The organism is Paenibacillus donghaensis, from assembly GCF_002192415.1.
GTDB classification, from domain to species: Bacteria; Bacillota; Bacilli; order Paenibacillales; family Paenibacillaceae; genus Paenibacillus_AQ; species Paenibacillus_AQ donghaensis.
Genome location: NZ_CP021780.1, coordinates 4,968,852 through 4,986,374, shown reverse-complemented (window position 1 = coordinate 4,986,374; position 17,523 = coordinate 4,968,852). Strand labels below are relative to the sequence as shown.

Here is a 17,523-nt window from a genome sequence, read left to right as displayed (position 1 = left end):
AAAGTTGATAAAATATGTATTTCGAAAAGAGGCTCATTTTTGGATCCGGATTCTAAAAACAATGATAATGAAGAGAAATCATGGTTCTCAAAGAAAGAAAATTGGTGGATTATATGTGGCTTTGTTGTAGCACTTGGTGCTGTGGCGGTTCCTTTCATCATTATGTTAGTTGCAAATAAGAGATTTGATGTTAACGATTTTAAAGATTTAGGAACTGTAGGTGATTACTTCGGAGGTACTACAGTAGGCCTTTTATCATTAGCAAGTATTATATTTGTAACTGCGGCAATAATTATGCAAAAAGAAGAATTAGCATTACAACGAGATGAAGTGAAAAAAACAAGAGAAGAATATGAGATAACTAATTCGACAATGAAAAAGCAGCAATTTGATAGTACTTTTTTTAACATGATTAATTTGCATCATAATATTCTTAGCGAGATTAACTACAAGGATAAAAAAGGAAGAGAGGCCATTAAAGTATTCTACGAGGAACTGAGAGACTACTACGACACTGAAATATATGAAAATTATTCAAAAGGATTAAAAGAGCGAGCACTAGTAGATAATAAAAAGGCTCTAGATGAATTAGTAAGAAAGGTATATATTGACCATCATCTGAACAATTTCATAAGAGAATTTGAAGAAAATAATCCTATATTTCCATCATTTGATGAATCCAACAGCCCCGAGACTTCTAGACACGACTCATTTTATGTATCCATGGAACAAGGAACAAATAAATTATGGAATAAAGAGGAACAAGAGCATATTTTAAGGTTTAATGAAAATATTTTATTCAACAAAGTAGAGTATTTAAAATGGCTAGAGGCACTAAACCTTAAAGAGTCATATGAAGCTAGTGTTTCCAATATGTATGTTGAAAAATACCTAAATGAATTCGTTGAAAATCCTTTGAAAGAATTAAAGGTCTACGCATTTCAAAAAGTATATGAAAAAAATGAGAGCTTATTAGGGCACTATTTCAGGAATTTGTATAGAATTGTAAAATTAATTCAGGATGAAGAATTCAATAAAGCCCCTTTTAAAGACAATAATGAGAAGAGGAAGTACAGAGGGATTTTAAGAGCGCAACTATCATCTTATGAATTAATAATGCTATTTTATAATATTGTATATTCATATAAAGGAGAGAAGTTCCAATTGCTAATAAAAAATACTAATTTTTTTGATGATCATTTAGTAACATCTGATTTTATTTGGAGAAACGATGTTCATGAATTAGAGAATTTGGATCCATTTTAATAAATATAATAAATATAATAAATAGAAGAGATATGATTCCAATAACTAGTCATGTCTCTTCTTTACGAATGTTGGAAATTGATTTCTAAAATTTAAATATTGGAAATACGGATATAGTAGATTCAGATGAAATGTTCTTTTAAAAACATTTCAAAAATTCCACTATTTGATTTTGAATCAAAGAGGTCGTGAGAACTGTTACAGTAAACAATGTTTTTACTAATACTCTGTGACAAATATGGCTTAATATTATCAGGGACAAATAATCCAAGTGCGTGTACAGAGAAGTTTTGGCACCGTTCTAGAGCTCGGTAAAATCCAACCAGTTCATAAGGCATAGCCGAACCACATAGTATTCTAATATCCGCGTTTAAGAAAGCTTCTTGTAAGTTCCTTTCTTTTAGCACTCCAATATCAAATATAATAAAGTTGTAATCTTGATTCAGTTCTTTATTAAAATAGAAATCGGAATCTTCCATTATAAAGGCACTTCCAGATTGTTTCGGCTTGAATAGTTGGATGATATGAGCCAAATGGTTGTTACTATTTGCCTCAACGTAACATGCAGTTCCTCCGTGGGCATTTATCCAACAAACTAGGTTAAATGCAGTAGTAGTCACACCAACGCGCCGGTCGCATCCAGCAATAGCAATTATGACATTTGTGCAGTTAAACCGAAATTGTGTTACTTCTTCCACTGGTGCAAGTTGAAGCATCGCCTCTAATGAGATGAACTCTCTCTCAGCTTTACGTCGCAACATTCCCACATCAGAAAAACACTCTCGAAGCTCATCTTGAATCTTGTCTATTTTTTCAGCAATAACAACGTTTTGAATATCTGCCTGTATCAGTTCTTGTAAAATAGGACTGCTCTCTAGCAGCCCTTCCGAGATCACAATGATTCGCATTTTATACATCATCTGAAATGATAAAAGTGCTTGTACCATTTCTTTGTCAGTCTCCTTTATTGCTCCACGTTCAATTGCTACATAGCGAACATGGTTATAAAATCGCATATCTTTGACCACAAAGGAATTGAGCGAAAATGACCCAATCAATTTTTTTATCGGCATTTCTAATTCGATCTCGATAAAATCAAGTAGGTTAACCTTGCTACTACTAGTCAGATATAGAATCATTAGTTTACCCTTCCTTCATGAATAACAATATAATCCCAATGACCACTAGACCCATATAGAAGAAAAGCTCAACAAGCTGTTTCTTTTTGTCCATGATCATCGACCTCCTGCTGTTCCCATATATGCAAATTTATATTCAGGGATATCAAAATGGACATGCAACCTCTTGGAGCCAATCATTAACAAAGCATGTTCACGCTTCTTGCTGGCCAGAAGTTCTTCCTCTGCATCTGTTAAGTTATAAAGCTCTCGTGTTTCTTGAAGATTCTTCCCGTCTGTCCCCATCAGTATTTTGATACAAGGTATATCCAGTAGTGCTTGCCCGTACATCTTGACCTCAGGGGCTAGAAAGTCCACGACACTATGAGAGATAATCGCAAGGCCGGCTTCATATTTTCGAGCGCGTTTCTCTACATTTCGTAAGAATACTAGGCTCTGCGGGACGTTAGGGTCAATCATCAAATAACATTCATCACAGATCAGCAGCACGCGCTCTGTCCGGTCCTGTGACATTTGCTCCCAGCACCAGGATAAGAGGTTAAAGTATTGGGTTCGCTTGATATTCTCAGAAGTATTTTGAAGAGTATGAGTGTCCAAGCAAATGCAGCGGCTATGGGTTTGAATGGTGCTGTGACCATTCCATAAAAAAGAGTCCCCACCATGTGCAATATCATGCAACAGTAGGGACAACTCTTTATACACTTCATCTCCAAGCTTCTTTTCCTTGCCATGAATCAGAGCGTAGAGGTCAGAAAAAGTAGGGAAGTCGGTGCTGGCTAGTTTCGTAATATCTGTGGTCCACGTAATTAGAAACTGATTATACAACTCAATCAAACATTGCTTAAGGACAGCTTTTTGCATCATGGTCAGGTCAGGGATGTAGAGATTAAAGAAGATTTCCAGATTCTTCAGATGAAGCGCCATATCGGACATACCGTGACCTTCATCTTTATAAAGCGGAAATATCTCATCTTCTTCATCGCGAGGAGCTGGACGGATTTGAAGCGGATTGATTCTACCATTTGATCCACCGCCGGCGTTAATCCAGTCACCATTTAGCCTCTGGCAGAGTTCCTTATATTCCGATTCTGGATCAATAAAAATAATCTTGGTACCCTTCATGTATTCGCTAAGTGCCACATGTTTTACAGCTGTAGATTTACCTACGCCAGCCACGCCCATAATGACGATGTTTGAATTGGTTCGGTCGCCGCCGCGTTTCCATGTATCGACGATAACCAATGCGCCGCTAGCGTCTTTGGCGAAGTAATAGCCCGTGCCGTCGTTGAAGCCAGAACTTGCAAAGGGAAAGCCTCCCACGAAGGTGCTCATCGGCATGATTTTATTTAGGATATCCCCAATTTGATCTTGTGCAGGGTACATGGGGGATAGGTGACGAAAGCCTTCTTTTTGAAGATGGGCCAGGTTGCGAATTTTGCAGCGCATCATACTGAAGGTATTTTCAACACGTCTACATGCGCGGGTGAACTGCTTGTCATCTTCTGCAAATGGCATGACCATTACATTCATAAGGCCAACCGTTTCACTGTTTTGGTCAATCTGCATCATAATGTTCTCACCATCGGTAGCCGCCTTGTCTGCTCGTTGACGGGTAAGAGGATCTTTAGCACTGTCGGCCATGCTGCGATTTTGTGTAATGGATTTGGATATTGCGGAGATTAAGGCGCTATTATCTATAGGTTGAAAACCGATGGATACCATGGTAGATGGCATATTGGTTAGAGTGGAGAGCCAACCGACATCGGTTTTGGGAGGATACTGAATGACGCCATACATTTTAGCTGTTTGTTCACCAATCACAAGGCCGTTCCGAGAAAACTCCAGGCCCATAGGAGTGATTGCGTTTAGAAGCGAAGGATTCACAAATAAAGATGGAGATGTGGGTTTCAAAATATCAGTTCTCCTTTCAACTTATGATCCAGAAGGGGCCACCTGCTGCTGCATTCTTTCTGGCTTCGTTCAAAATAATGGAGAAATCCCATTCCTGCTCACTTCGCTTTCGACTGGCTGGATCGGCGACAAGGATCTTGCCTTCAGTGGTGACACCTCGAAGAACCATGAAATGGCCGGAGGAAGTGAAGTGACCTTTACCCATAATGGCAACAACCAGTTTTCCACTAGATAAGGCATTAATGATGGTTTGCTGGTCTTTTTGAGCAGCACCTTGAACATTTAAACCAAAATGCTGAGCACCATCAGGAATTAAGCTATGGTAGCTACCAGTTCCTTCTGCCAAATAACCATTGTTATATGCCCAATTAGACATAGTGAATGGATCGATCCTTTTACTGGTGAGGGTCGAAACGACAATTGATAAGGAAGTTGGACCGCAACCGGATACGCCAATGGTGTCCCTGGGACCATAAGGTTTATCTGCCCAACGGGAGTCCATTTGGTTGTAATAGACAACTTCGCGACTTCCATCCTTAAACGTTACTCCCTCATATTGCTGTCCCTGGCTTTCCGCATATCCTTCGTCGGTATTTTGTAGAATTTGGGTGAAACCATAGTCGATACGCATTTCATTTACAATGGGAGTTTCATCAGCTGAGAGCCAAATTTTGAGTGACTCTAAGGGGGAGGTAAGCAGTTGTAGAACCATAGCGATGAGAACTAATAAGGTGGCTGCCGGAAGTAAAATCAGCATCAATATTCGTTTACGAGCTTGTTCGTCCGAGGCGATTTTAAAGGCTATTTTGGAGAGTAACTTCGCGGTGAAGGGATCCAAGTTCTACACCTCCAACTTCGAAAGAAAAGGAATCACATTTTCAGGTTCTGTCGTTTCGAGGTGAGTGTAGGAGGGATTGTTAACTAAGTTGCATAACTGAACGATGTCTTGCTGTTTTAAAAGTTGGGTCTGCACTTGGCCATCTTCAAAATGCTGGGCAAGCCTTTTAGCTTTGTCCAAGAGGTCCTGTTCAGTTCCGTCATTTTGTCGCTGCCAGAGGATTAAATAAAATTGTCGCTCAACTACTTCACCTGAGAGAGTGAGCGTGTTCATCTGCAGCATTTCTTGCCGGAGCAGTTCTTTCTGCTTAGGGTCTGCGGTAGAGAGTAAGGCACTGAGTTCTGAAATTAGAGGAGAAATATCTACAGGGCGGCTTACCGCAAGAAACTTAAATGGATAGTTGAAAGAGGATAATTCGGCTGTCAGCTTGCTAATAAGCATCCGTTTTTCTGAAGTGCTCAATAAATCCAGACTAATCGGGAAGATCCGTAAATAGCTCATCAGCCAACCGCCTTGTGTATGAAGGAAGTTCCCATGAATGTCTTGTACTTGGACGAATTCTTGTGCTGTTTGCATGGCAAGATCAGTGGTAATATTGGATTTCGATTTACTTTTCATGAGGTGAAATAAAACAGCTCCTCCGCCAAGAAGGCAGAGGAGCAGCACAATGATGGGCAGCAGCATAAATGCAGCACCAACTTTCTATTTTGTTTTTTTCGGTGCAATATGCCAATCAGAGAATAGGTTCCCGGAGATCGTAATCGTTTCTTGCAGTTGAAGAGTCAGCATGCCTTCTGGTGTCCAAGCATCTAGGATGCGAGTAATTGGAATATAGGGTCCATCAGGGAACCAAACAGGCGTAAAGTGAACTCGACTTTGGTATGTTGAGTATTCATTAGTCTTCAACCAAAAATTGGCGTTCACTCCACCTGATTTTAGGTCGTGAAGTCGCCAGTAGGTTTGATAAGAAAACTCCGGGAAATAGGTGACAGCGTGCTGGGTACCGGTGATGTGACTACTAGGAGCATTAGAAGAGGTAGTGCTGTTGCTGGTTATCTCAATGCCATATCCTGATTTCATCCTATTGGAGGAAAGAACGGGTGATTTAGTATCAGGTACGACTGATTGGGTGGCAGATAGGGAAGCGAAATAGCTGGTCCAGATATAATCCCACCGCCCTTTATCTTTCCAATATCCATAATCTATCCAGTAGCCGGTGTCCTTTCCGGTACTGTGCCATTGCCAGTTAGAAATCCAGACCCAGTATTCATGCCAACTAGCCGACCATATACCCCAGGAGGCAGTAGTTTTTGATGGATAGTTAGGAACTGCAGGGAGGTGAAATGAATCGTTACGATCTGTGGCAGTAGGGTTGGGCGGGGGATTTTGGTTTAGATCGACAATAGAAGCTGTTATAGAAGAAACGCTAAGTGAGCCATTTGTTGAACTCACCTGAATAGAGGCTGATTGTGGACTGCTAGGTGTGTGCCATTTTATCCAAACCAACTGACTATCGCCTTCCGGGATGACAATGTTCGTTACCGTGTAAGTGCTGCCCATAATCGTAAATGTAACTCGTGCAGGATTATCGGGGGTGATTTCAACAGAGGTGGAAAGATGTACGGAGGTAATCACATCGGTATCTGTCCGGTATTGGTAGCTCGTCTGACTGGGGGACGGGATAGTAGGGACGTTATTAAAGCGGACAATGCCCAAACCAAGGGAAGTAATAATTTGATCGTTACTGACACGATTGCTGGTAGAACCATTCCAAGCGGGGAAGCCAAGATCGGAGGTCTCTAGAAATATGGATAAGGGTAGATTTTGATGAGTGAGGCTAACCATTTTTGAACGTAATCCGCCATTAAGAATTTGATCGTACAAAGCGGTCTCATGAGCGGTCATCGCCATTTTCACACCTTGGAATGTAATATAAGCGATGGGTTCTATAAGAAGTTTGTAGTTACCATTTATTAAAGTTTCGTAATCTATATTTGTTGCATTAGCGATGCGCATTGCCATGTACTCTGAACAAAAATATCTTTTGATGAGCTCTAAACTTGGTTCAGCTTGACTCGACTTAATAATGTAAGGTAGACGTTCTCCAGGCTGTACATATGTGTAAGGGGCAGTTGACGGTTTTAAAGTTGTCCCTTTGCTGTACTGTAGTTTACTGACTTTTCCGAAATGAATAAGTGAGCTTGGAGGAGTGCGATTTGTAAAATCAATAGGGGTAGATACCGCAACCTGATCAGTTGCTCTTATTACAGTCACCCTAACTCCTTCATCATTTGTATTCCAAAAGTTTTCCCCACTACCGCTACCTAAACCACCACCGCCAATGTCAATATTCCCATCACCAGTACCATCAGCATTTGAAATATACGGTATGAAGAAGGTCATTGTAAGTAATAGGATAAACATACATTTAAAAAATCGACTCATAACCAATGCCTCCCAAAAGAAAAAGACGCAGCAACACGCCGCGTCTTTTCTCATGTTTTAGTGATTTTAATCCATGTCTCCAACTTGCTTATTCAAATCACCATTATTTCCAGTTTCAACAACTTGGGTTCCGCCGCCTTGATCCTCAACCCATCCAAAGCCAGGAACGTAAACCTTCCCATCATTATTTTTTGCTCCAGCCTTTGGTTCATCTTTTTGTTTATTTGGTTGAGTTGTCTTTTCCTCGTAAGCTGGAGTAGAAGCAGGAGACTGTGGTTTTGTAGAAGCCTTAACCTTTGGCTTAGGTGGCTGGGTAGGTTTAGGTGTTTTTGCAGGTTGTGTAATCGGTACTTCAACGTTCTTCTTTTCCTTTTCCGGCTGAAGTATAGGAGTTTCAGATATAGTAGGCTGAGGGGTAATTTCGGCAACAGAGATGGGGGAGGGACTTGGGCTTAGATTGTGGGGGAGTTAGTAGGGCTTGGCTCTATTTCAGAAACATTAATTTCAGAAGGAATTGCTGTGGTTATAGTATTGGTTGGATCAGGTATCTGACTACTGTCTTGCTGTGGCCATGCTGCCCAAGTGACTATAAGACCAACAAGCACAATTCCTCCGGCAAAAGCCCATATCTTTCGCTTCATGATTCTCAACTCCTTATAGCATATTTGTGTTCTTACAAGAGGATCCCGTTCTTCTATTTTACTGTATAAATCTGTAAAATCCAATGAAATCAGCAAACTCAAAAATATTTAACGAGTTTATGGGTTGAATCGAGGCATATATATTGCTTTAACATGTAACTCCGCCTTCATGGGAGGTAGATGACCCCAGCCAAAGGAAAGGGGCACTTCCAGCTGAATTAATGCTTCTGCCGTGAATTGTTCCGTGGTGCTCGGAGATAAAGGAGCAAAAGGTGCATTGATGAGAGTTACGTTTAATCCCGAGACGCTATATTCCGCTTGATCTCCAATTAGCTTGGCATATCGTGTCCCTTGTTGGGTCAGTCCCAAATTCTCTTGTAGCTGAGGATAGATATGTCCTATGGAGACCTGCTCCTGCCATTCGTTTCCGGACCGTAGATAACCACCGGAGTAACTTTGCCGCAGGCTGCTGTATACATTACTGTAGTTTTCAGCAACCACGGCAATAATGGAGCTTTGCACGGCATCCCGTACACCACTGGCGATAATCGTTAGACGCATATATTCAAAAATTGCACAGGAAAACATCAGTATTGCCAACACAATGGCAACAACTAACGGAAAGCCATTTCCGGATTTGTTAGTCAGCCACTTCATTTCCAATACACCTCAGACTTTCCTTGAGCTCTGGCGGTGAGTTCAATGGGGAAGGAGCCAAAATCCCCAAATAGTCCGATATTAACAGAGGTTTTCAAAGTTACCGTTACTTCTTCGTTAATTTGAATTTGTCCGGTTCTACTCCACGTAATTGTAGGGTATAGACCGGTTTGTGTTTGTAATTCACTAGCACGCTCAGTAGTCTCACTGCCAACTCTACCGGATATCTCAGCTTCTCGTGCCAGTTCCGCGGCGAAAGTGTCCAGTTGATTCTTTACAACAAAAGCCGGAAACACCTTGATCGCCAGAGCTACGCATAACATGGCAGCCAATACTAGCACCACCACATCGACGTAACCTTCTCCGCGCTTACTTCGGAGGATGGACACCAAGCATTCCTCCTTTCCTTCTAGATGGTATGCATCAGAATAACTTGCCCATCGCCTGCATGATCTCCATGCCCAAAATGACAATGTACATCAACATAAAGCATCCGAGCATATAGAATGAATACTTGCGTACTTTGCCTGGGCGTTTCATTGCAATAAGCTTGAGTCGCTGGATCTCTACCAATTTGAAGTCATGCGCGAGCATTTCAAAATAGACGACTCCCTGATCCCCGCGTAATACGGCTAGCAACCCACGCACAATATCCGATAACATCGTGCTGCTAATACGGGTCTCTAGCCTCAGCAGTGCCGTCTCCTGATTACCGCTCTTCATGTCCGCTATAGTAATAAATAATTCACTCTGTAAGCTGTTCTTGGCATTTTTGGCGTAGACCTCAAGCATCCGCAGCACGTCTCTGGTTGCTTTAAGTTCTTGCGCGATAGTGGCCACAAACCGTGGGAGTTCGGCTTCAATTTCTTCTCTTTTTTTGCGAACAGATTCACTTGCCGCACCGATATTCTTGAAAAATACGGCGATAGCCAAAAAGATAAAGAGTGGTGAAATCAGCGGTAAAATTGGCAGGCTGACTAATCCTAAACCGAAAATCAGACCTGCTTTTACAATGGAATGGGCTACAAAGGCTTGCGGGGTTAGTGGAATGCCAGCTGACTGAAGGGTCGCAGCAGTTTTGCGTTTATAGTATTCACTTAGTGGAAGTTTTGGAGCTAGCCAGGAAGAGATACGAAAGACAAGAGCATCTAAGCTAGAACTGCTTTTCTTCCCAGTTCGTGCGACTCGAATGACAGCCTTCGAGGCAGCAAGTGTAGGAAGTTTAATCAGGTCTGCTAGTACGAGATAAGTTCCAGCAGCAAAAAGCAAACCCATGAACAATAGTAATCCGGACATCATAGACAGTCACCTCCTTTAGCGCTCCCATTCTTCCTCACGTACTACACCATCCCATATGGGTTCCGGATAAGGAGCGGGAATATACCGTTCGACTTCCTCCAGACTTTTGAGGGTGATGGCCTCGTAACTAATCGCCTCTTCAACTGCTTTTGGTAATTGTCCCATCTGTGCAAGTGAAGTAAAGCCAGCATTACCAATAATGATGTGATCCAAAATACCAATGTGGAGCGGTTCAAAGATCGCAACCATTCGTTTAGTCATCTCCATATCCTCCCAAGATGGCTTCAGACTTCCGCCCGGATGGTTATGCGCCATAATGATGGATGTGCAGTCACAATTCAGCGCAGCCTTTAAAATATTGCGGGGATAAACGGGAGCTTCGGTTAGACCACCTTCAGAAATAATTCGTGTTTCAATCACATGGTTACCATTATCTAAGAAGGCAACCATGAAGCGTTCTCGATCCCTTAGCCCGAGTAAAAATGCGGAGAAGTAGCTTCCTGCCAGATCAGGAGATGTAATTTTTCGCTGTGTATTTTCCTCTTCCCACTGCAGAACACGATGGGAGATAAGAAATTCATTTAGCTGTTCTACTTTCTGTAGTTGCATTGAAGTAAGTTCCAGGGAATGGGGATGCTCCAGAGCATTCATCAGGCTATTGGTAGTTCCATAGTCTTCTAATTTATGGCGTGGAATTCCCGTTAACTGATGAAGGGATTGTATATATTCTTTGACCATTCTCTTATCAAGGGAGTCTTGGGCCATCGGATTCGCTCCTTTCTGGAGATGGGCCTAGCTCCAATGCATTTAAGATCTTTTTTACTGCCTGCAGCTTGTTTTTCAAATCGTCAGAGAATTCCTCTTCCTCTAACTGGTCCCAAAAATTATGGAATCCATATTCTTCAATCAGGGATTGTAAGATGATCTGCTCTTGCGGGGGAGCCTCAATCAAATCACATAGTAATCGAATAGATTCGTGCATTTTAATTCTCCTTTCTTAACGTTTGTATTCCAGAGGACGAGTAAGCCGGATCACTGCTGCCAGTGAGACAAACAGCGCAAATGCGCAGATTGAAAGCACAATATGCCCAGGAGTGCTGGTAGTCAATGTGTGGAACCAGTCATGGTTCAGAAAATAAAGCAAGGGGATATTGCCGACGAGCAGAATAGCCATTGTTAGAAATTCTTTTAACGGCTCATAGAGCAAATAGTCGAGTTCCGCTGAGACAACGCGCATATCGGACAATTTGGCGACAATGGGCATGAGTGTGGATTTCAACGTGCGGTCATCTTGGCAGGCAATTATGGCATCACACCACTCCTGAAAGACAGCGTTATTAATCCGGCCTCTAAGCTGTTGAATCGCCAGTCTAAGGTTGGCATGAATCAGTTTAGTTTCAGCTAGGAATGCTTGAAACACATCTGCTACGGGAGGATTCAAGTAAGGGAGATTTTCTTCAATGGCTGCCAGAATATTCTCGTTACGCAGGTAGGAGGTGGTAATGACGGAAAGAGCCGTTTCTAATTCACTACCAAGCCGCTTCTTGTAGAATGTGGAGCTGAACAAGACACCCCAAAAAGGAAGCAGGGCAAATCCTCCAGCCATTATGGGTAACAGCCATAAATTGTTCATGAAGATTGCCAGCATAGATCCTATAAGTGCTAAGGATAATGAACCGACGATAAGCAAACCAAACCGTTGACTATGCCCCGTCTGGTCTAGAATGGCTTGAGCTTCATGGACTGTAGCTCTCCAGCCCTTAAGCTTTTTGGGGTGCTGAACAGCACGGATTCGTTTTGCTAATGATTGACTTCGAATAGACAAATGGGAGAGTAGTTCGGAGAGTTCTTGAGCTAATGCATAAGTAGTGAGTTGAAGGATCAGCATGCAGCCTGCAGTTAAACCGATAAAAGCTAACAGCAGCATAAACATCATGAGGCTTCACCTCCTGATAGCAGACGTTGCAATGAGGATAAGGGTAAACCGTTCTCGAGCAAACGTTTTTGTAGGCCGATAGAGATGTCACGAACTTTCTCATAAGCGCCGTCGATGCAAATGCGTCCAGCTTCTTCACGAGTAGCATGGACGGCAAACCGGAATAACGTATGAATGACGCGCTGACCATCTGGGAGTATGCAGCATTCTGTGATTTCCATCATCCTGCGGGTATTGTCCTCTAGTTTCTTCACAAACAAAATGAGTGGAAAAGCTTCTGTTACCAGGTTGTACAGGGTCTGGTCATTCATTTCATATTTCTGGGTACAGAGCGTCACCATGCGGTAGTAGGTAGCAAAACATGAATTTGCATGGGTTGTGGTAATCACAGTATGACCGGTTCGAGCTGCTTCCTGAGAGGCAAAAGCTTCGGCAGATTTCATTTCCCCGACGCAAATTACATCTGGGTTGGCAGTCAGGGCAAATTCCAGTAGCTTTTCCTGATCGATATGCTGGCGGGGATCTTCGCTAGAGCGTGTTACAGTATGCACCACGTTGTTCAGAACACGGCCGTTTTCATCGGTAATGACCAGATCAAACTCACGGCAATCATTTTCAATAGTGAAGATACGTTTGTCATAGGGAATGGTGGAAAGCAGCCAGCTCATCAAGGTTGTTTTACCGCTGCCAGTGGCTCCAGTGACGCACATAGATACCCCATACTTTAGACAGAGGCTGAGGAAGTCCAGCATTTCTGCGGTCGCTGTTTCATTCTGAATAAATTCTTCTCGGGCTAACTTTTGCGGGTTAATGATCCGTATGGAGGCAGCGATACCCTTATCTTTATCTGTGATCGGAGCACCGAACACGGTAATGCGAATATTGTTGGCCAAATGGCCTCGCACAATGGGCTGGGAATAGTCCAGGATCATACCGGACTGGTGAAGTAGTCGCCGTATGACATCTACCGCATGCTCTGGAGAAGAAAACTGTTCTTCAGCGGGGAGTATGCGTCCATCCGTGTAGCTGATTTTTACGTCATTGTAGCTGTTGATATTGATTTCCTCGACATCTCTTGAAAAAAGATAACGAGTCAAAAAGGAATACTCCACCATCTCGGCATACAGTCGGTCAATCAGTTCATCGAAGGTAAGTCCTGGCACATGTAACCGTTGGTCGGTCAGATATTGACTCATGTAGGAGACGATCTGTTGTTTTTGCTCTTCGGGGTGGCGACTCATCAGTGTGGCATATTTCCCGGAAAGATAGGTCTGGACTTCCTTTAGCACATCCGCAAAGGGCTTGGACTGAGTAGCAGAAAAAAATATAGAAGAAGCTTGATTCATTGACCATCACCTCGGCGCTTTGGAAGGAATGATTTTAGCCAATTGAGGAGATTTAAGGTTGTCGTATTACTGGTAGAAGTCTTAGAAGATTTATCTTTTGACTTCGCTACTTGCTGGTGTTCTTCCGGTAAAGCTAGTTGAATTAAATGTTCCACTCCACTCAGATAAGTCTTTGCGTCTTTGCCACTTAAATCATCGAGCAGCCGGGCATCTGCCGTTTGTTGCTCCAGCTCAGTCACATAGGGAAGGGTTACTTCAATGCCCCCGAAAACTTGACTGTATTCCTTTTCGTTTTGCCCTACTTTAACATTGGATAGTACAGAGACATTCAAAGAACGGCGAAATCGTAAATCTGTCAACAATGGTAAATAGGAAGCATAGAACATCAGGCTTTTCAGCTCACAACTATGCAGCCGAAAGACGGTATCCGCCAGTTCTAGTGCTATCGTGGAAAGGGGATCGGCGGACAGATAGCTGGAGCAGTCAACCAATATCACATCTGCCAGATGTCTTGCCAACGTTAGAAGATCGACAGCCCGCTCCCTGTTGTAAGAAGCATACATATAAGCGGTGTCCCCTTTTTTGTAACCAATCAGAGCAATATGAGGAGAATCATCCAGTGGGAGAGCATACCGTAGTAATTCTTCTTGGGTTAGAGAAGGTAGACTGAGTAGTTCGCCTAGGGAGCGTTGTTGCTTGGCAGCTTGCGGCAAGATTGTGGAAGTGGAGGGGCAAAGCGCATCACAGCAAAGAATGAGAACATTTTGTTTTTTTGCGGCAAGGGCTTTAGCTAGCTTGATCGTCGTTAAGGTCTTACCGCTACCGGGATTGCCCCAAACAGCGATCAACGGTTTATTACTCATTGGCATCCCCTTTCTTAAGCTGGGCTGTGAAGTAAGCATCTTGTTTGTCGGTAAAGGCTTTGGCAGATATAGGGTCGCCGCGGTACACGAGGGACGTATGCAGCTTAGCTTTATTCTCAAGATCGGCTAAAAGCTGAGCCTGCTCTGGTTGAACGAGTAGCGTTAAAGTCGAAGGGAGTTCATTGTCCTCATCGTCATCGGAGGTGGTGTCAGTACCTGTTTGGGCGTCCAGTCCGCTGCTTGCAGTGACAGCTAATACTTCAACATACTGCAGCTCTGGAGGCATGGTAGTCGTACGCATTTCTCCGTAATCTGATGCTATCAAGGTCACGATATCTCCAGGTTGAAGTTTCCCGGATAGCCCCGCCGCAAGGCTCTTAATTGTGACGGACATAGCTTGTTTATGCCCATCCAGTCGATTGAGGTAAGCATCTAGTGGAACAGCAGACAACTTAGAGGGAAGCAAATAGTCGCCAGATTTGAGGTCCACCGCCGCATATTGTCCAACGACGGCCTCCGATACTTTAAGAACAGATGCAGGCAAGTGGAGTTTTCCTACCTCTACGGTTTCTACCTGCGCAGACTGGATTACCGCTCCTTTGGGGATATCCTTGGTAATACGAATGATTTGAGTGGTATCGCCGGTTGCACGATTTAAGAGTGGTGCAATGCCAAAACAAATGATGAGGGAGAGTAGAATACAAGTTACTCCTAATACTGAACGATTTTTAAATCTGTACATAAGAGACAAAACCTCCTGAGGAAGGGTTTAGAGTTGGAGCATGATAACCGCAAAAAGGCCGCCGGCAGATAAAAACGGGGCCAGCGGCAGCGACGTTTGTTTAGCAGATTGGTAACCGGATTTGATACCAATTCCTGCAGCAGTGAATAGAACAAGTGTTAAACCAATGAGGCTTTGAAGCGTGCCACCTACAGGACCTAGCACAAAGCCACAAGCAGCCATGAGCTTGATATCACCGCCGCCAAGCTTACCTTTGGAGATTACAGCAGCAACAAAGTAAGGTAAGCCAGTCAGGATCATCCCAGATAAGGAGAAGAGAGGGGAGAAGTGGATGAATCCTACAGAGGTAATAGCTACTGAAAGAGAATCAGGAATCTGACGAGTTTTGATATCCTGAATGCTGGCACAAGTCAGGAGCAAGGTGAGAAGTAAATCTTTCAGAAGGATGACATTTATGGAAAGACTCAAAGTTGATCCTCCTGCGACGGCCATTCCGGCAGACTTCTGTAGGGATATACCTTTTGGCTTTTGGCAAAGCGAACCATGAAGCGTACTTGATCGAGAACAGCCAGATTATTTCGGTCTTTCGTGGTCATCATTACTGAGGCGGAAACACCAGTTAAGAAGGTAACTAATGCCATCGGCACGCTGCCATTTATAAGCCAAAGAAGTAACGCCAGAAATACAGTGAGCAATGAACCGATAAAAGACTGACCTAATTGCTGCTTGCCAAAACCGGGAAACCATTCGGCTTCCGGCTTCACACCCATCGGAATATACAACGTTTGCGAATCTTGAGTCATCTCATGCCTCCTACTGGTAATAGAACAGAATGATATCTTTCACTTGCCAGATGCTTTCAGCAAGAATGTAAAAGAGTACAACGTTCCGGCTGCGTTTCTTGTATTTGGACGCTTCCTCATCAGCTCCAGCCAGACGTACCATGCAATACACAAAGCGACAAGCGCAGCCAAGACGGATTAAGGCGATAAGAGCTTGTGCCAACTCATCCAGGGTATCCATGCTGTCACCCAGCCTTGGTCATTTTGCGGGCCATCCCTACGAGTTTGACGGAGTGATAGACATTGTTAACAACGCCACCACCACCACCTGATGTAATCAAGAAATCGGAGAGAAAACGTGGTGTCTTAATCGCGAGCATCATACAGGCTAAGCCCCAGAAGACATGGGATTGCAGCATCAGCCCTACACCTAATTTGGCTAAGGCGATTTGAATGACTACCGTCAGCATGGATTGCATAAATTTCTGAGTATAGGCACGGAATACACCGCGGTCATTATCCAGTAATCCAGCGCAGGCTAGCGGAATACCAACACGAAGGATGAACATCTCGAGTCCGCGCATGAGAAACTGGAAATACAGGATGAAGAAACAAACCACGAAAACCAATCCGAATAATGCTGTCACTAGTCCGAGCGAGCTGATGCTGTTAACCCATGCCTGCCAGTTGTAGTCGGTCGATTGTCCGATGACGACCAGTAACTGATTGGTTAGCTCTTCGACCATTTGACCGATCCAGGTATAGATGGTTGGGAAACAAATGGCGACAGCCATTGCCCTGAAAAAATTGGTCAGTAGAAACAGCGGTTCTTCATCCGGGTCGCCATCGGTCCACAGAACATAAATCTCAAAGCCCTTTTTCAGAAATTTGAGAATCATCACTGCAACCCCAAAGCCAAACAAAATATCGTACAAGCTTTCCAGTAGATTCGTGCCGGTTGTGAGGGTCATGTATTTCTCTGCATATAAGGAGATGGGGAGAATGTCTTTTAACAAGGTGTCCATATAGATTAGCGCCCCGTTAAGCAGAGCAACGACGAGTAGCAGCAGGATCTTCTCCATCTGTTCCTCCTTTCTAAGGGAAGCGGCGTTACCGCCGCTTCCACTGAAGGCTGCTTAACCTTTGTAGTTGAACATTTCTTTGATCCGCTGAGTAAGTGTGGGTAAGATGGTTCCTTCAAAAAGCAGATACAGACCGCCTAGCACCAGTGCGCCGATCACAACGGCCATCAGGATCTTTACAGCCGTATCCACGAAACCTTCTCCGCTTTGGTTGTTAAGCACTCTCATTACATTGCTTCTCGTGTGATCAAATTTCTTCGGTACAGCCTTCATCCATTTTCTCATTATTCATAACCTCCAGAATTCAATGTGAGCATAGAAAAGAGCCTGCTGTGGTCAGCAAGCCTCTTTTACTTGTAGTAGCCAATAATGATATTAAGGGTGGCTGCGCCGAGTACCGCACCAATGCAGGATACGACGGCTACAATGATGCGGTTGTTCCACTTTTTGGTGTCCATCTCATCTGCGGCAGAGCGCCGGATACTAAAATAAACGATGAGCAAGCCGGAAACAACCGGAGCCAGAATCATCAGCCAAGTTGTAACATCACCGATTAATTTCTCGGTCCCGCTCACC

Annotated in this window: 23 protein-coding genes; 1 reads left to right on the top strand and 22 read right to left on the bottom strand. The window is 43.4% G+C overall.

The window, feature by feature from the left end; translation table 11 throughout:
- Positions 1-39 precede the first annotated feature (39 nt).
- Positions 40-1,266, top strand: a complete 1,227-nt coding sequence (locus tag B9T62_RS22895; protein ID WP_087917411.1) for a putative phage abortive infection protein — start codon at positions 40-42, stop codon at positions 1,264-1,266.
- A 122-nt stretch (positions 1,267-1,388) separates the two neighbouring features.
- Here the strand turns inward: B9T62_RS22895 and B9T62_RS22890 are convergent, their stop codons facing one another.
- The 22 genes from B9T62_RS22890 to B9T62_RS22785 all read right to left on the bottom strand — a co-directional run bounded on the left by B9T62_RS22890 (position 1,389) and on the right by B9T62_RS22785 (position 17,522).
- A complete protein-coding gene (locus tag B9T62_RS22890) occupies positions 1,389-2,405 on the bottom strand; it encodes a hypothetical protein (protein ID WP_087917410.1) in 1,017 nt (338 codons plus the stop codon).
- Positions 2,406-2,501: 96 nt separating this feature from the next.
- Positions 2,502-4,316, bottom strand: a complete 1,815-nt coding sequence (locus B9T62_RS22885) for a VirB4 family type IV secretion system protein (protein ID WP_245863999.1) — start codon at positions 4,314-4,316, stop codon at positions 2,502-2,504.
- 16 nt (positions 4,317-4,332) lie between these two features.
- A complete protein-coding gene (locus tag B9T62_RS22880; protein WP_245863996.1) occupies positions 4,333-5,154 on the bottom strand; it encodes a C39 family peptidase in 822 nt (273 codons plus the stop codon).
- A 3-nt stretch (positions 5,155-5,157) separates the two neighbouring features.
- Complete coding sequence (locus B9T62_RS22875; RefSeq protein ID WP_087917408.1) at positions 5,158-5,838, bottom strand: hypothetical protein; 681 nt, start codon at positions 5,836-5,838, stop codon at positions 5,158-5,160.
- Positions 5,839-5,856: 18 nt separating this feature from the next.
- Positions 5,857-7,599, bottom strand: coding sequence for a DUF8193 domain-containing protein (locus B9T62_RS22870; protein ID WP_087917407.1), 1,743 nt, complete (start codon positions 7,597-7,599; stop codon positions 5,857-5,859).
- 66 nt (positions 7,600-7,665) lie between these two features.
- Complete coding sequence (locus B9T62_RS41520; protein ID WP_342746197.1) at positions 7,666-8,034, bottom strand: DUF6550 family protein; 369 nt, start codon at positions 8,032-8,034, stop codon at positions 7,666-7,668.
- Between the two features lie 17 nt (positions 8,035-8,051).
- On the bottom strand, positions 8,052-8,240 hold the full coding sequence (locus B9T62_RS22860; protein WP_087917405.1) for a hypothetical protein: 189 nt from the start codon (positions 8,238-8,240) through the stop codon (positions 8,052-8,054).
- A 117-nt stretch (positions 8,241-8,357) separates the two neighbouring features.
- A complete protein-coding gene (locus B9T62_RS22855) occupies positions 8,358-8,897 on the bottom strand; it encodes a hypothetical protein (RefSeq protein WP_087917404.1) in 540 nt (179 codons plus the stop codon).
- On the bottom strand, positions 8,894-9,286 hold the full coding sequence (locus B9T62_RS22850) for a DUF4320 family protein (RefSeq protein ID WP_245863994.1): 393 nt from the start codon (positions 9,284-9,286) through the stop codon (positions 8,894-8,896). The genes B9T62_RS22855 and B9T62_RS22850 overlap by 4 nt, the downstream gene beginning before the upstream one ends.
- Before the next feature lie 34 nt (positions 9,287-9,320).
- Positions 9,321-10,196, bottom strand: a complete 876-nt coding sequence (locus B9T62_RS22845; protein WP_245863992.1) for a secretion protein F — start codon at positions 10,194-10,196, stop codon at positions 9,321-9,323.
- 15 nt (positions 10,197-10,211) lie between these two features.
- Positions 10,212-10,961 carry a JAB domain-containing protein gene (locus tag B9T62_RS22840; protein WP_087917402.1) on the bottom strand — a complete coding sequence of 250 codons (750 nt, stop codon included), beginning with the start codon at positions 10,959-10,961 and terminating at the stop codon, positions 10,212-10,214.
- Positions 10,942-11,178 (bottom strand): hypothetical protein, encoded by a 237-nt coding sequence (locus B9T62_RS22835; protein WP_087917401.1) that lies wholly within the window; start codon positions 11,176-11,178, stop codon positions 10,942-10,944. The genes B9T62_RS22840 and B9T62_RS22835 overlap by 20 nt, the downstream gene beginning before the upstream one ends.
- Before the next feature lie 15 nt (positions 11,179-11,193).
- The gene (locus tag B9T62_RS22830; protein WP_087917400.1) at positions 11,194-12,132 is read right to left on the bottom strand and encodes a type II secretion system F family protein; all 939 of its coding nucleotides are present in this window, start codon (positions 12,130-12,132) and stop codon (positions 11,194-11,196) included.
- Positions 12,129-13,478: a CpaF/VirB11 family protein gene (locus B9T62_RS22825; protein ID WP_087917399.1), complete on the bottom strand. Its 1,350-nt coding sequence runs from the start codon at positions 13,476-13,478 to the stop codon at positions 12,129-12,131. Before B9T62_RS22825 ends, B9T62_RS22830 begins: the two co-directional genes overlap by 4 nt.
- Positions 13,475-14,341: a hypothetical protein gene (locus B9T62_RS22820; RefSeq protein WP_087917398.1), complete on the bottom strand. Its 867-nt coding sequence runs from the start codon at positions 14,339-14,341 to the stop codon at positions 13,475-13,477. The genes B9T62_RS22825 and B9T62_RS22820 overlap by 4 nt, the downstream gene beginning before the upstream one ends.
- Complete coding sequence (gene cpaB, locus B9T62_RS22815) at positions 14,334-15,083, bottom strand: Flp pilus assembly protein CpaB (protein ID WP_087917397.1); 750 nt, start codon at positions 15,081-15,083, stop codon at positions 14,334-14,336. The genes B9T62_RS22820 and cpaB overlap by 8 nt, the downstream gene beginning before the upstream one ends.
- Before the next feature lie 27 nt (positions 15,084-15,110).
- Positions 15,111-15,551 carry a prepilin peptidase gene (locus tag B9T62_RS22810; protein WP_211296346.1) on the bottom strand — a complete coding sequence of 147 codons (441 nt, stop codon included), beginning with the start codon at positions 15,549-15,551 and terminating at the stop codon, positions 15,111-15,113.
- Positions 15,548-15,886 (bottom strand): hypothetical protein, encoded by a 339-nt coding sequence (locus tag B9T62_RS22805; protein WP_039835702.1) that lies wholly within the window; start codon positions 15,884-15,886, stop codon positions 15,548-15,550. The genes B9T62_RS22810 and B9T62_RS22805 overlap by 4 nt, the downstream gene beginning before the upstream one ends.
- Positions 15,887-15,896: 10 nt before the next feature.
- Positions 15,897-16,106 (bottom strand): hypothetical protein, encoded by a 210-nt coding sequence (locus B9T62_RS22800; protein ID WP_039835701.1) that lies wholly within the window; start codon positions 16,104-16,106, stop codon positions 15,897-15,899.
- Between the two features lie 4 nt (positions 16,107-16,110).
- Positions 16,111-16,947: a conjugal transfer protein TrbL family protein gene (locus B9T62_RS22795; RefSeq protein WP_087917395.1), complete on the bottom strand. Its 837-nt coding sequence runs from the start codon at positions 16,945-16,947 to the stop codon at positions 16,111-16,113.
- 54 nt (positions 16,948-17,001) lie between these two features.
- Positions 17,002-17,232 carry a DUF6133 family protein gene (locus B9T62_RS22790; protein WP_211296345.1) on the bottom strand — a complete coding sequence of 77 codons (231 nt, stop codon included), beginning with the start codon at positions 17,230-17,232 and terminating at the stop codon, positions 17,002-17,004.
- A gap of 65 nt (positions 17,233-17,297) precedes the next feature.
- On the bottom strand, positions 17,298-17,522 hold the full coding sequence (locus B9T62_RS22785) for an Mbov_0395 family pilin-like conjugal transfer protein (protein ID WP_209439955.1): 225 nt from the start codon (positions 17,520-17,522) through the stop codon (positions 17,298-17,300).
- Position 17,523: the final 1 nt, after the last annotated feature.